Origin of the sequence: Dyella sp. 2HG41-7, assembly GCF_021390675.1 — a bacterium.
In the GTDB taxonomy this organism is placed as follows: Bacteria; Pseudomonadota; Gammaproteobacteria; order Xanthomonadales; family Rhodanobacteraceae; genus Dyella_B.
In genome coordinates this window covers 3,164,956-3,179,260 of the sequence record NZ_JAJEJV010000004.1, presented here as the reverse complement: position 1 = coordinate 3,179,260, position 14,305 = coordinate 3,164,956, and the positions used below count along the sequence as shown (strand labels likewise).

At 59.7% G+C, this 14,305-nt stretch carries 9 protein-coding genes; 6 read left to right on the top strand and 3 right to left on the bottom strand.

What is annotated here, in order from left to right:
* Window positions 1-2: 2 nt before the first annotated feature.
* Entirely contained in the window at window positions 3-1,151 is a 1,149-nt protein-coding gene (locus L0U79_RS15670; protein ID WP_233843174.1) for an amidohydrolase family protein, read from the bottom strand.
* 299 nt (window positions 1,152-1,450) lie between these two features.
* On the bottom strand, window positions 1,451-2,245 hold the full coding sequence (locus L0U79_RS15665; RefSeq protein WP_233843173.1) for a fructose-bisphosphate aldolase: 795 nt from the start codon (window positions 2,243-2,245) through the stop codon (window positions 1,451-1,453).
* Between the two features lie 215 nt (window positions 2,246-2,460).
* Here L0U79_RS15665 and L0U79_RS15660 point away from each other — a divergent pair, with 215 nt between their 5' ends.
* From L0U79_RS15660 to L0U79_RS15635, 6 genes are all read left to right on the top strand, one after another.
* On the top strand, window positions 2,461-3,627 hold the full coding sequence (locus L0U79_RS15660; protein WP_233843172.1) for a tagatose-6-phosphate ketose isomerase: 1,167 nt from the start codon (window positions 2,461-2,463) through the stop codon (window positions 3,625-3,627).
* Window positions 3,624-4,565: a carbohydrate kinase family protein gene (locus L0U79_RS15655; RefSeq protein ID WP_233843171.1), complete on the top strand. Its 942-nt coding sequence runs from the start codon at window positions 3,624-3,626 to the stop codon at window positions 4,563-4,565. Before L0U79_RS15660 ends, L0U79_RS15655 begins: the two co-directional genes overlap by 4 nt.
* Window positions 4,562-5,524: a 1-phosphofructokinase family hexose kinase gene (locus tag L0U79_RS15650; RefSeq protein ID WP_233843170.1), complete on the top strand. Its 963-nt coding sequence runs from the start codon at window positions 4,562-4,564 to the stop codon at window positions 5,522-5,524. The genes L0U79_RS15655 and L0U79_RS15650 overlap by 4 nt, the downstream gene beginning before the upstream one ends.
* Window positions 5,525-5,639: 115 nt before the next feature.
* Entirely contained in the window at window positions 5,640-8,750 is a 3,111-nt protein-coding gene (locus L0U79_RS15645) for a TonB-dependent receptor (RefSeq protein ID WP_233843169.1), read from the top strand.
* Window positions 8,751-8,838: 88 nt separating this feature from the next.
* Window positions 8,839-10,830 (top strand): enterotoxin, encoded by a 1,992-nt coding sequence (locus L0U79_RS15640; protein WP_233843168.1) that lies wholly within the window; start codon window positions 8,839-8,841, stop codon window positions 10,828-10,830.
* A gap of 112 nt (window positions 10,831-10,942) precedes the next feature.
* Complete coding sequence (locus L0U79_RS15635; RefSeq protein ID WP_233843167.1) at window positions 10,943-12,820, top strand: beta-galactosidase; 1,878 nt, start codon at window positions 10,943-10,945, stop codon at window positions 12,818-12,820.
* A gap of 59 nt (window positions 12,821-12,879) precedes the next feature.
* Here the strand turns inward: L0U79_RS15635 and L0U79_RS15630 are convergent, their stop codons facing one another.
* A complete protein-coding gene (locus L0U79_RS15630; RefSeq protein ID WP_233843166.1) occupies window positions 12,880-14,226 on the bottom strand; it encodes a carbohydrate porin in 1,347 nt (448 codons plus the stop codon).
* Between the last annotated feature and the right edge of the window lie 79 nt (window positions 14,227-14,305).

Genomic DNA, 14,305 nt, shown 5'->3' with positions numbered 1-14,305 from the left:
GACTAGCTTAGGCCTAGGAGTCTGGCAGCGTTGTCATGGTATATCTTGCGAAGAACCGTGTCTGTCAGACCCAGGCCGTAGATGGACCAGCGCCCTTGCGGAGGGACCTCGGCGGGGGCGTAGTCGAAGTATTCGTCCTCCGTTTCGAGGAAGCGGTAATAGATCTCGTAGAGCTCGTCGCCGAACAGCTGTTGCGGGACGTCGTCGCCATAGGGCGAGGGCACCGCATCGGTGCCGAACAGGATGCGGTCCTGATATCGGTCGAAAAAGCGCTGGGCGGTACGCGGCTGTCGGCCAAGCTCGCCGATGCGTGCGCTGATATCGACCAAAGTGTTGGGGAAACGGTCCAGGCAATCGGCCACGGCGTCGAGATTTTCCGCCCAATTGCCCACGTGCATCAGTGCGAAGGTGGTGTTGGGATGGCGCGCAATCACTCGATCGCGCGCGGCGAGCAACTCTTCGTTGCTGGGAAATTCGGGGCCGTAGAACGACCAATCCGGGTGATTGCTCAGTTCCTCGTAGCGCTCGTTATGTTCGTCCGTGGGCAGGAAAAACGCTTCCGGATCGGACACGTGCATAAACACCGGCATATTGTGCGCGGCGCAGGCTTCCCACATCGGATCGAAGCGGCGGTCGTCCACCGGAACGAGCGGTCCGCTATCGAGCTGTTCGCGCAAGTAAAGCCCCAGCGTTTTGAGCAGTTTCAGTCCACGCGCGCCGACACGATGCGCATGCGCGATGGCGTCGGCCTGCAGCTGCGGAAAATTCGCTTCGGGAAAATGTTCGAACGAAGGTTCGGTGAGCGTGATAAAACGTCCCGGCGCCACTTTGTCGAACAGCGCGATGCTCTGTTCCAGACCTTTGCCCACGCCGCCGGTGAGATTGACCAGCGTGCGAATGCCTTTGCGATCCATCACCGGCAACAGATCTTCGGGTTTGGCGAAGACGACGATTTCTTCGCCGACCGATACACCGTTGCGCACTTTGCTCGACCACGTCAGATGCGTGTGCGCATCGATCACCGGAAAGCGCGGACGCTCGATGCGGTTTTTTTCCACGCGAAGCATGCTGCGCGGTTTGAAATCCTTCAGGCGCAGCTCGCTCTTGCTGCGATCGGGCGCCGTTTGTAGTGGATTCTTGCCGTTGCCCATTTGAACGATGCCAGCGCCACGAGGCGGTGCGCAACAGAAGCATCCTCCGCGGGTTTGCGTGCGGAAGGACCAGGCTGGCGCGCTAGGTTTGCGTTTTTGGTGTGGCATCGCTTTCTGATTTTCAGAAGAACAGAACAAGCTCGTTGATGCATGGGCTGGATATCAAGAGCTTATCGCCTCAACCCCCTCCCCGGTCGGGTGAGGGATGTCGCAGAGCATCCCACCGGGGAGGGAGAGGCGCCGCGCCAAGCTGCATGGGAAGGGGTTAGCCATGCAGTCGCGCGGATTCGGGTCGCGCGTCAGCGCGGGTATTTCGCCATGATCTGATGCACCTGCTTGACCAGCGCGATCGCCTGATCGAGCGGACGCAGCCACATATTTCGGCCGAACATCACGCCGGTTGCGCCGGACGCCATGTAGAACTCCACCTTGCGCAGCACGGCTGCGTCGTCGTCGTTCTTTTCGCCGCCGGAGAACAACACCATGGTGCGTCCCGCCGAGCGCACGACGCGTTGCGTGCGGGCGGAGGCGTCTTCTTGCAGCGTGTTGTAGGGCTTGGGTGCATTGGCGGTGCTGTCGTCGGGTTCGTGCAGTTTCACGATGTCTGCACCGAACTCCAACGCGACGCGCGCGGCGTAATCCTGCGCAAACAAGCTGCCTTTGCCGCCTTTGGCGTCGATGGCGGCGCCGCGCGGATACGACCACATCACCAGCGGCATGCCGAAGCGTTCGCAGTCCTGTCGCACCTTTTCGAACTGGCGGATTTCGTCATGCTGGCGCGGCGTGCCGACGTACATGGTGTAACCGACGGCATCCGCGCCAAGACGCACGGCGTCTTCCACCGAGGCGAACAGCGGCGACGTGGCCTCTGCATCGCTTGGGATATTGGTTTTGCCGTTGAGCTTGAGGATCAGCGGAATTTGCCCGCACCAGTCGCCCATATATTTCTCGGCCAGGCCCACACCCAGGGCGATGGCGGAGAAATTGCCTTCCACCGCAAGCCGGAACTGATATTCCGGGTCGACGGCGGGCGGGTGGGGGAAGAAGTCGGTCGGGCCGTGTTCTAGCCCCTGGTCCAGCGGCAGCACGAGCATGCTGCCGTTGCGGGGGCCGGACCCATACATCAAGCGCCACAGCCGGGTTCGCTTGCCGTGGGAGAGGGAAAGCTTGGAAAACTTTTCGGAAGTTTTCGAAAGGTGTTGTAACGAGTCTTTCATTTCGAATACTCTGGAGGCGTCATCGAATGATTTCAGATTCGAGCGAATTGAGCAAAATGTCAAGACTTCATAAGAAAACGAAAGAAAAAGACATGCTGAGCGATCTCCGGGACCGCCCGGTCGATGAGCAGCACGCGGCGGGCTATGCGGACACGCTGCGCGAGATCCTGCAGCAGCCGGCCACCTGGCGGGACACGTTCGATCTTCTGCAGAGCACAGTAGCGCAGCAACGGCTGGCGAAGGCGCTGGACCCGCGGCCTGCGCATATCGTGCTCACCGGGTCGGGCAGTTCCATCTATATCGGCGAATGTCTGGCGCCCTTGCTGCAGCAGGGGCTGGGCATTCCCGTGCAGGCCATCGCCGCAGGCACCTTGCTGACGCATTGGCGCAGCGTATTGCCGCAAGGGCCGGGCTTGCTGATATCGATCGCGCGTTCGGGCGATAGCCCCGAGAGCGCGGCGATCGTCAACAGCTTGCTGGCCGATGCGCCCGCGTGGCGGCATTTGGTGATCACCTGCAACGCCGACGGCAAGCTCGCGACGCAGTATCGCCACGAACCGCGCGTGACCGCCGTGGTGCTGGACGAGCGCACCAACGATCGCAGCCTGGTGATGACCAGCAGCTTCACCAATTTGCTGGTGGGTGGTCTGGGCGTGCTGCACGACACGCGCTCCGCGCTGACCGCGAACGCGATCGACGTGGCAGCGGCGAATGCGCAACACATCTTCGACAAGCACGGCGACGCGATCGCTGCGTTGGCGCAGCGCGATGTGCGATCGATCGTTTATCTGGGTAGTGGCGCAGCGTTCGGCGCGGCGCGCGAAGGCGCGTTGAAAATGCTGGAGATGACGGGCGGCAAAGTCGTCACCATGGCCGAAACGTTTCTCGGTCTGCGCCACGGACCGATGTCGTTTATTCATCCGCACACGGTAACGGTCGCGATACTGTCGCCCGATCCGGCGGTGCGTCGTTTCGAGTGCGATCTGCTGCGTGAGTTGTCGCGCAAGCAGTTGGGCATGGCGAAGTTGATCGTCGGTAACGACATTCCGGCGGATGTGTTGTCGCCGGGCGATGTGACCATCGATACGACGCTTTCCGCATCGAACGCGGACGTGCCTGCCGTGTTGTCCGGTGTTGTGGCCGCGCAATTGCTGGCGTTTTTCCGCTGCCTGGAACTCGGCGGCAAGCCCGATACGCCTTCCGAAGGCGTGCTCACGCGCGTGGTCGAAGATTTCGCGTTGCACGGAGCGACGCCATGACATCGCACGAGCAGCCTGTACGCATTCTGGTGGTCGGCGAAATCAACGTTGATTTCGTCTTCAAGGGTTGTCACGCCTTGCCCACGCCGGGCAAGGAAGTGTTGGCCGACGACTTTGTGATGACGCCCGGCAGCTCCTCGATGATTTGCGCGATGGGATTAGCGCGCCTGGGCAATCGCGTCGCGTTCCATGGGTGTCTTGGCGCGGACGCGTCGGGCGCGTTTTGCTTGGACGCGCTGCGCGATGCGGGTATCGATGTTTCGACGTTGCATCCCGATCACGCGTTGCGCACCGGCGTCACGGCGTCGTTGTCGACGCCGCAGGATCGCGCGCTGGTGACGTTCGCCGGCGCGATGTCGGAGTTGCGCGCGGAAGACATCAAAGACGAGTGGCTGAAGAACGCGCATCACTTGCACGTCTCGTCGTACTACCTGCAACAAGGCTTGCGTCCGGGCATTCGCGATTTGTTTGCGCGCGCGAGCGCGGCCGGGCTCACCACCTCGCTCGATCCGGGTTTCGACCCGACGCAAACCTGGGGCGAAGATCTGCTCGACGTTCTGAAGCACGTCGACGTCTTTTTGCCCAACGAAGATGAATTGCTCGCCATTACGGGGCGCAGTGAGCTTCACGATGCACTGACCAGCGTGCAAAACGGCCGCACGCGCACCGTCGCAAAACGCGGACGCCAAGGCTGCACCAGCTTGTACGAAGGGCAGTGGCTCAATGTGCCGGCGTATCCCGTCGATGCCATCGATACCACCGGCGCGGGCGATTCCTTCGACGCCGGCTTTCTGCACGCCTGGCTGCGCAAGCTGCCCTGGGTCGATTGCATGCGCTGGGGCAGTGCGTGCGGCAGTCTTTCTACGCGCGGTGTCGGCGGTACGACGGCGCAAGCGACGGCAAGCGAAGCATCGGCTTTGCTGACGGAGACGCCATGATCACCGTCGCCGGCTTCAACACCGCTATCGATCGCTTGATCCATATCGATACGTTGACGCCCGGCGACGTGCATCGCGTGCGCGAAGAAAAGGTTTATCCGGGCGGCAAAGGCGTGCATGTCGCGCAAACCATTGCGGCGCTCGGCGAGAAAGTTCAACTGATCGGTTTGGTCGATGCGACGCATCGGGATTTCATCGCGCGTCGCATGCGCGAGCGCGGCGTCGCTTTCCAGGGCGTGATGGTCGGCAGCGAGTTGCGGCAGTGCTTCGCGCTGAAAGAGAAAAGTGGGCGCATGACGGAGATCTTGGGGCAGGGGCCCCAATTGAGCGAAGCCGAAGGCGAAGCGCTGCTTGCGGCATTTCGGCAGAGCGTCGAAAACAGCGAGCTGGTGATTCTCTCCGGCAGCCTGCCGCGCGGTTTGCCCGATACGACCTACGCCGAACTAGTCGATTACGTAAACAGCCGCGGCAAGCGCTGTTTGGTCGATGCGAGCGGCGCAGCGTTGCGTCATGCCATCGACGCGAAGCCGTACTTGGTGAAACCCAATCGCGACGAAGTCAGCGATCTGGTCGGCAATCCAGTCATCGACATGCAAGCCGCCGAAGCGGCGGCGATAGCGCTGCGCGAGCGCGGTATCGCCATGCCGGTTGTCACGATGGGCGAATTGGGCGCCGTCGCCGCCGGGGACGCAGGTGTATGGCATGCGCAGCTCAGTCCCGAGCACGTGCGCAATGCGGTGGGATCGGGCGATTGTTTTCTCGCTGGCACGGCGGTCGCCCTTCAGCGGCATATGAGTTTGGCGCAGGCATTGCGCATGGCCGTCGCGTGCGGTGTCGCCAACGCGCAATCGGAAGAAACGGGTTTTGCAGAAAGCAGCGTCGTGGAGTCGCTGCTTCCGACCGTGCACGTTCAACGCATACGTCCGGCGTTGGGTGCGCAAGTCGGATCGTCACAGTGATGGTGGCACGGAGTTGTAGACAAAAAACCAAATCCGCGTCGTAAGGGGAGCTTTCGGCCGGATACCACAACACGCGCACACGGGAGAGCGTCTCCAAGTGATGCGGCATTACCACATGGGAGGGTTGTTCCTGATGTATGCAAAGAAATCCAAGCGCGACGCCATAGCGCACGGCACGACGAGCACCAACACGTCGACTGCAACGCGCAACCTACTATCGCAACGAAAGCGTCTTGTCGCCGTGATGGCCACGTTGTTGGTGTCGGCGGGCGCATACGGCCAGTCGACCACCAGTAGCATCTACGGTCAGGTGTCCGCACCGAGCGGCGCGACCATTCAAATTCGCAGCAATACGGGCGTCTCGCGCACCGTAGGCGTGGATAGCGCCGGCCGTTACAACGCGACGCAGTTGCCGATCGGCACGTATTCGGTGACCTTGCTGCAAAACGGTACGGCGGTGCAGACGCGCGACAACATCACGTTGAAAGTCGGCATCGGCGAAAACGTATCGTTCGCCAGCGCCGTCTCGGCGAAGCAGTTGGCGGGCGTGTCGGTGTCGGCCAATGCAACGCCGCCGATCGACGTCAGTTCGGTCGACTCGCGCACGGTGGTGACGTCGCAGCAGTTGGCGGCATTGCCGCTGCCGCGTTCGGCCGAAGCCGCTGCGCTGCTTGCGCCGGGCACGGTCAGCAACGCGGCCGGCGCCAAGAGCACGACCGGCAATCCGCTGATCAGCTTCGGCGGCGCAGCCGCGCCGGAGAACGCGTACTACATCAACGGTTTCAACACGACCGATCCCAATGGCGGCGCGGGCGGCATCACCTTGCCGTACGGTTCGATCGATCAGGAAGAGGTTTACACCGGCGGCTATAGCGCGCAGTACGGTCGTTCCGACGGCGGCGTGTTGAACATGGTCGGCAAGAGCGGCACCAACGAATGGCATTTTGGCGCGCAGTACGAATACGCGCCATCTGGTCTGCGTGACAGCCAGATCAACACGTATTACGCCAACGGTCTGCCGCCGACGCCGGTCGCGGGCAATCTGTTTCAGCCCAACAACAAGGATACACAGTGGCAATCCGTGTACGACCTGTATGTCGGCGGCCCGATTATCAAGGACAAGTTGTTCTTCTTCGCGTCGGCCGAATCGAGCACGCAGGGTACCTATAGCGTCAATCCGGTTTCTTCGGGAACGTCTGGTAATCAGGGTCCTCCCGGCACATCGGATCACACCACGACGCGCTTGCCTAAGTACTACGTCAAGATCAACTGGAACATCAGCGACAAGAATCTGCTTGAACTGACTACCGCATCGAGCAAGCAAGAGCAGAGCGGTTCGATCTACAACTACAACTACGCAAGCCTCAGCGACGGCGCATTCCGCGGTTTCCAGGAAAACACAAAGACCGGCGGCGAATTCTGGTCGGGCAAGTTCACCAGTTACATCACCGATAGCCTCACCTTCACGGCTATGTACGGCAAGATGAAGACGTTCGGTTATGCCATCCCGCAAGATTACGACGCGAATGATCCGTACATCAGCGGCGCGGTCAATCAGAATCCTGCTTACAACGGCGGCGTGCCAAACAATGGCTCGCAAACCATTAGCCAGCTCAGCAATCCGAACTACCACAGCAGCAATCTGCGTCTGAGCCTTACGTACACGCTGGGCAGCCACACGATCACAGGCGGTATCGATAATGTGATCTATGGTGCCTTCAACGCAGGCTCCGCGTCGTCGGGCCCGGGCTATTCGTGGGGTTATGACCAGACCAACACGCCGAATGTGCCGATCTCGCCGAGCCTCGGCGTGCCGGCGATTGGCGGCTTTCCGAACGGTGCCAGCGGCTATTACGTCGAGCAGGATGTCTTCAACAATCTGTATCGGTTGAAGGCGTACGAAAACGCACAGTATTTGGAAGACCAATGGCAAGTGAGCGATCGCTGGCTGGTGTCCATCGGCGTGCGCAATGACACCTACGTCAACAAGATCAACGCGGAACAAACGCCGTATATCCGTCAGACCACACCGTCGTGGCAGCCGCGCGTCGGTTTCAGCTGGGATGTGAATGGCGACGGCACGTTCAAGGTGTATGGCAATGCGGGTCGCTACAACCTCGGTACGCCGTTGGTATCCGGTAACGCGGCCAACGGTTACACGAGCACGCAGCAATACTTCACCTACAGTGGCATCGCGCCGAACGGTGCGCCGACGGGACTGACGCAGGTTTCCGCACCGGTATCGGCCGACGGCGCTTACGGCCAATTGCCCGATCCGCGTTCGGTCACTGCGGTCAGTTTGAAATCGCAGGAGCAGGACGAATACATCCTCGGTTTCACCAAGGCTGCGGGCGACAAGTGGATCTACGGCTCCAAGTTCACGCGCCGTCTGCTGCGTCATGACATCGATGATTATTGCGACACCGCGACGGTTGCGGCCGTGGCCGCGCAGCAAGGCATCGTCGACGCCAATCAGGCGACTTGCTATTACATCAATCCGGGCGAGGCGAACACGTTTGCCGTGCAAGATCCGACCGGCGCGTTCCACAACGTCACGCTGAGCAACGCACAGATGCGCTTCCCGCATATGGTGCGCAGCTACTACTCGCTGGAATCGTTCCTTGAACATCCGTTCGACGGCACGTGGTACGGCAAGGTCGACTATCTGTTCTCGCGCAGCTACGGCAACACGGAAGGCCAGAGCGAAACGGACATCATGTCCAGCGGCGGCACACAGAATACCGACTGGGATTTCCCACAGCTGATGTATTTTGCCAACGGTCCGCAGGGCAACGACCACACGCATCAGATCAAGGCGTTCGGTTACTACCAGCTGACGCCGGAATGGCAGGTGTCAGCGAACCTTCTGCTTGTCTCCGGCGGTCCGAAGTATTGCCTCGGCTTGTACGGTCCGGATCAAAGCGACCCGGTGGGCTACGGCTCGCTGTACGCGTGGTGCAATGGGCAGCCCAATCCGCCGGGCACCAACGGTCGTTTGCCGTGGATGAAAGAACTCGATCTTGGCGTGCGTTATCGACCGGCCTTTGCCGATCACAAGCTCGCTTTCAGTTTGGACGTGTTCAACGTGACCAACAGCCAAGTCGCACTCAATCGCGTCTGGGAATACAACAGCAACGACACGGGTACGCCGAATCCGCTGTATGGCACCGCCGAGTTGTTGCAGCAGCCGCGCTACGTGCGGTTCGGTGTGACCTACGACTATTGATTCGATGCTTGGCCTTGTCCCCGATCGTCGCAGCGGGTTACCGCTGCGACGATCGGTGGATTGCGTAACCACGTAAGGATGTACGGATATGCCCCAAACTTTGAAGATGCCCCGCAATCTGCTGGCGCTTGGAACGGCTGCAGCGGTTGCTGTCGTTATGTTCAGCGCTTCGCAGGCGCTCGCGGCGTCGACGCATGACGCCTATTCCTTTGGCAACGCTGCGATATCGGCGAGCTGGCAACCAAAAGATTCACATGTCGGAACGCTGACGCTGACCGATCATGTCAATCAGCGCGACATCTCGGTTGTATCGCCGTTTACATTGACGTTCCGCCATGGCGAGAAGCTGGATGCGTCGCAATTCGCCTTGCTGGCGGCGCCAACAGAAGTGGCGCTCAAGGCGCAGCCCAACGCATCGCGCGAAGCGGAGCGTTTGCCCGGGCGCGCGATCAAAGCAAGCTTCGGCGACGCGAATGGTCGCGTTCGCATTGATTGGGAGTGGGTGCAGCGCGAAGGTAGCGATTATCTGCGCGAAATCGTCACCGTTACGGCGTTGAAGCAAGACGAAGACATTTCGCGCGTCGATCTCCTGCAGTTGAAGATGGATGGCGCGGAAGTCGTCGGCACGGTGAAAGGCTCGCCGGTGGTGGCAGGCAACGATTACGCGGGATTCGAACAACCGTTGTCGGACAGCGAAGTGCGCGGCGACAAAGTGCATCTGTGGATGGACGAAGGACTGCCGTTGCCGAAAGGGCAATCGATCACCTATTCCGCCGTGGTAGGCGTAACGCACGGCAATCAGCTGCGGCGCGATTTCGCTACGTACGTGGAGCGTGAGCGCGCACATCCGTATCGTCCGTTTCTGCACTATAACTCTTGGTACGACATCGGCTTCTTCACGCCCTATACCGAAGCGGAAGCGCTGGATCGCATTAACACGTTCGGCCAGGAGTTGACGGTCAAACGTGGTGTGAAGCTCGATTCGTTCCTGTTCGACGACGGTTGGGACGATCGCAGCGGCAGTTGGCATTTCAGCAAAGACTTTCCGCATGGATTTGTGCCCTTGCGCGACGCAGCCGCGAAATACGGCGCCGCGCCAGGCGTTTGGCTATCGCCGTGGGGCGGTTACAGCGAGCCCAAGCAGGAACGCATCACCAACGGCAAAGCATCGGGATATGAAATCATCGATGGCGGCTTTGCGTTGTCGGGACCAAAGTATTACCAGCGCTTCCACGATGCCGTGATGGAGCTGTTGAGCAAGAACGGGATCAATCAATTCAAGTTCGATGGCACTGGCAACGTCAGCAGCGTCTTTCCCGGCAGTCGTTTCACCAGCGATTTTGCCGCGGCGATTCAGTTGATCGAAGACATCCGCAAGGCCAAGCCCGATACGTATATCAATCTCACCACGGGTACGTGGGCATCGCCGTTCTGGTTGCGCTACGCCGATTCCATCTGGCGCGGCGGCGAAGACGATTGGCATACCGGCGTTGGCACTGAGCGCGAGCAGTGGATCACCTACCGCGACCAGCAAACTTACGAAAACATAGTGATCCAAGGTCCGTTGTTTCCGATCAATTCGTTGATGCTCCACGGGATTATTTACGCGCAGAAAAATAAGCGCCTGAACACCGATCCGGGGCATGACTTCGCCAACGAAGTGCATTCCTACTTCGGTACGGGCACGCAGTTGCAGGAGATGTACATCACACCGTCCTTGCTTACGAAGGATGATTGGGACGTGCTGGCGGACGCCGCCAAGTGGTCGCGCGCCAATGCCCAGGTGTTGCGCGATTCGCATTGGATCGGCGGCGATCCCGGCCGGCTCGATGTGTACGGCTGGGCGGCGTGGTCGCCGAGCAAGTCGATCGTCACCTTGCGCAATCCGGATTCGCATCCGCAGACGGCGGTGATCGATTTGCAGCGTCAGCTCGAATTGCCGCATGACGCGAAGCGCGAGTTCACCGTGCACAATGTCTGGAAAATCGGCGGCGATGTGCCCACGCATATGAGCGCCGATCATGTGAGCACCATCACGCTGGCGCCGTTCGAAGTTTTGACCCTTGAACTGACGCCTTGAGGTACGCTCCGGCCTCCTGAGCGATGGATGGGGCGCGCATCCATCCATCGCTTGTCGATGCCGGCGTACGCGTTGCGCGCGCCGGCTTACGTCATGCGGAAGGTAAGGACTTATGCAACGACGCGATTTTCTACGATTTGCGGTGTTGACGCCGCTGGCCGCGGCGATCCCAGTCGCGTTCGGCGAGGCCAACAAAATCTCCGGCGTTGAACCGGCGCCGGATGGAAAGTCGCATACGTTCGAACTCGCGCATCAACATTTTCTGCTCGATGGCGCGCCGTTCCAGATCCGCAGTGGCGAAATGCATCCCGCGCGCATTCCGGCCGAGTATTGGCTGCATCGCATTCGCATGGCCAAGGCGATGGGGCTAAACACCATCGCCATCTACTTGATGTGGAATTACTTCGAGAGCGAGCCCGGCCAGTTCGATTTCACTACCGAGCGTCGCGATTTCGTGCGCTTTATAAACTTATGTCAGCAGGAAGGGATGTGGGTGTATTTACGCCCAGGCCCGTATGTATGCGCCGAATGGGATTTAGGTGGGCTTCCCGCTTATCTGTTGCGTGATCCATCGATTCGCGTGCGCACCAAAGACGACGCACGCTATATGCAAGCCGTACAGCGTTATATGGATGCGGTCGCGCCAAAGATTGCGCCGTTGATGGCAAGTCGCGGCGGCCCGATTCTGATGATGCAGATCGAAAACGAATACGCGTCGTTCGGTCACGATCTCGCCTATCTGCAGCGCCTGAAATCGATGTGGCAGGCGCACGGTATCGAAGGCCCGTTCTCCGTGGCCGATGGACTGGGTCAAATCCAGAAGACAGGCACGTATGTGCCAGGCGCAGCGCTCGGCTTGGATGGCGATACAGATTTTGCGGCCGCGCAAGCGCTTGCCGGCGAAATGCCAGTGTGGATGAGCGAAGGTTATCCTGGCTGGCTTACGCACTGGGGCGATCCGGATTTTCAAACCGGCAATTACCTTCCCACCTTACGGAAGCTGATGGCGGAAGGCCGCTCGTTCAATTTGTACGTGGTGCATGGCGGCACCAATTTCGGTTTTACGGCGGGCGCGAATGCACGTGACGACTACGCCAACTTCGAACCCGTTATCACGAGTTACGACTACGGCGCGCCGATCAATGAGCGCGGCGAATCCACGCCGAACTATCACGCGTTTCGCAAACTGATTGCCGAGCATGTTTCGCACACGGTTCCCGAGCCGCCGGCGCCGCCGCCGACCATGCATTTCCCGGATGTGATAGCGCATCCCTACGCGTCGATCTGGGACAACTTGCCGTTGCCGTCGCGGATGGTGAAGAAGGCCGATCCGAACGAGATTTTGTTTGCGCAGAATCAAGGCATGGTGGTGTACCGCAAAACGTTGTTGAGCGGCGGCATGCTCGATATGGAGGGCTTGCGCGACTACGGCACAGTGTTCAGCGACGGCAAGTATCTAGATTACGTGTCGCGCGTAAATAAACCTGGTTTGCACGTGAAGAACTACGTGGATATTCCGCCGCCCGCGAATGGCGCGGGCGTGATCGTGGATATTCTGGTCGACAGTTTCGGCCATGTGGGTTATGGCCAGGCGATGTACGACTTCAAAGGCATCGTCGGCGCGGTCACGCTGGACGGCGAAGAACTGCACAACTGGCAGGCGCACAGCTTGCCGATCGATGAGGCGTACGTCGCCGGCCTTCCGCCGATGCGCGCCGATTCGCCGTCCAAGCAACGACCCGGCATGTTCTTTAAAGCTATCGTCAAGTTGGACAATACGGGCGATTGCTACATCGATATGAGCGAGTGGAACAAAGGCTATCTGTGGGTCAACGGCAAGTTGCTCGGGCGCTATTGGCGTATCGGTCCGCAACAGCGGTTGTATTGCCCGGCGTCATGGCTTTCGCGTGGACACAACGAGTTGCTGGTGTTCGATATGCATCTTGTTGCGCCGACGACGATTCGGTGCAGCGATCGATTGAATGGATGATCTATCTGCTTGCCTGATGTCACTCCCTCCCGTACGTGTAGTAGGGGAGAGCAGATGCGTCAGAACTGCACGTGTGCGCGCAATCCTGCAAATCGCGCAGGTCCGCGATCGCGGTTGTAGCCGGGATTGCGAATGAACTGCAGATCGGGGCTGATGGTGAGGTGATCGATCACTGCGATGTTGTAGTACACCTCAGCAATCTGTTCCGGTCCGTAGCGCAGCGCGCCATCGCCTAGCAAAAAGCCTTCGCCACCTAACGACAAATACTGCGCGTGTTCGTGCGAAAGCCCGTTGATGGCGACGCCGACGCCGAGATGATCGTCGGATCGTCCCCAATGCACGCCGGATAACTGAAAGCCGCCGCTCAGCAAACGATCGACTTCGGTGAAGATAAACGATTCGGCCTTTCCATTGTTCCAGCCTGCGCGCATAAAGAAGCCGGTGTCGCCGTTGTCGGCAATCGGAAGCTCGCCGTTGATGCCGAAACCGAATTTATGACGGCCAGGTGCGTCGTCGGCGTGGATGTCTGGTGTTTGTCCCGTCTGTTCGGCGATCTCGATGGCTTGCTGATAAAGGCCCATGTTTCCCCGGTTGTAGTAACCGAGGAAACGCAGCGCCCAACCATCCTGTTTCGGCTGCAAGGTCAATTCGAGTTGCTGTCCGTTGGACGCGCTCAACGATTTCAGCAACGCTTGTCCGTTCGCTTCGACCGGCATGCGGTAGATGCCGTAGCGCAAACTCCAGGTTGGCATGATCCATCCGATCACTAAACCATCGGTATAGCCGCGCGTATCGGAAGCAAAATCCCAGGTGGTGTTGTTCCACAGCGACCAATTCATAAACTGCGTGCGCGTGGCGTTGGCGTAGCGGTTTTTATCGAAGTCGTCGTTGACGGCCATAAAGCCGATTTTTACTTCGATATGTTTGGTGGCTTCGTGATCGGGCAATTGATCCTGTCCGCGTTCGACGGCCGTTGTTTCATCGCTCAGCGGCAACACCCAACGCAGATAGTCGCGCGCCACGTAAGGCCGCTTGCCTAGACTGGCCACGCCCGAACGAATGATGTCGCCGTTGGTGAGGCCGCCCAAACCGGTGGCGTTGCTGACGCCTTCGCCTTTGAACATCTCTACGTCGAAGTAATACTGAAAATGCCAGGGCAGGGCGACGCCGAAGTACACGCCAAAGGTGTGCGAACGCGCGGTCGATCCGTTCGGATCGAGGCTCAGCGGACCTTGATAAGGCGAATGCACACGCGACTGATTCTGATCCACAAACGTATATTGCGCGCCGAGCCATTGCGGCACGAACAGCGGCGCGTCGTCGGCATGCGCGATCAGCGGCGCGCCGGCGATCAGCGCGAACGATAAAAGCGTGCGTAGGGCGCGGCGGTTTTGCGTTTTGATCATGAGAGCGAGGAGAAGGCGCCCGATAACAGTGCGCCGATGATGCTGCAGGGCCTGGGAGGAGCTGTCAACGCACTGCGTG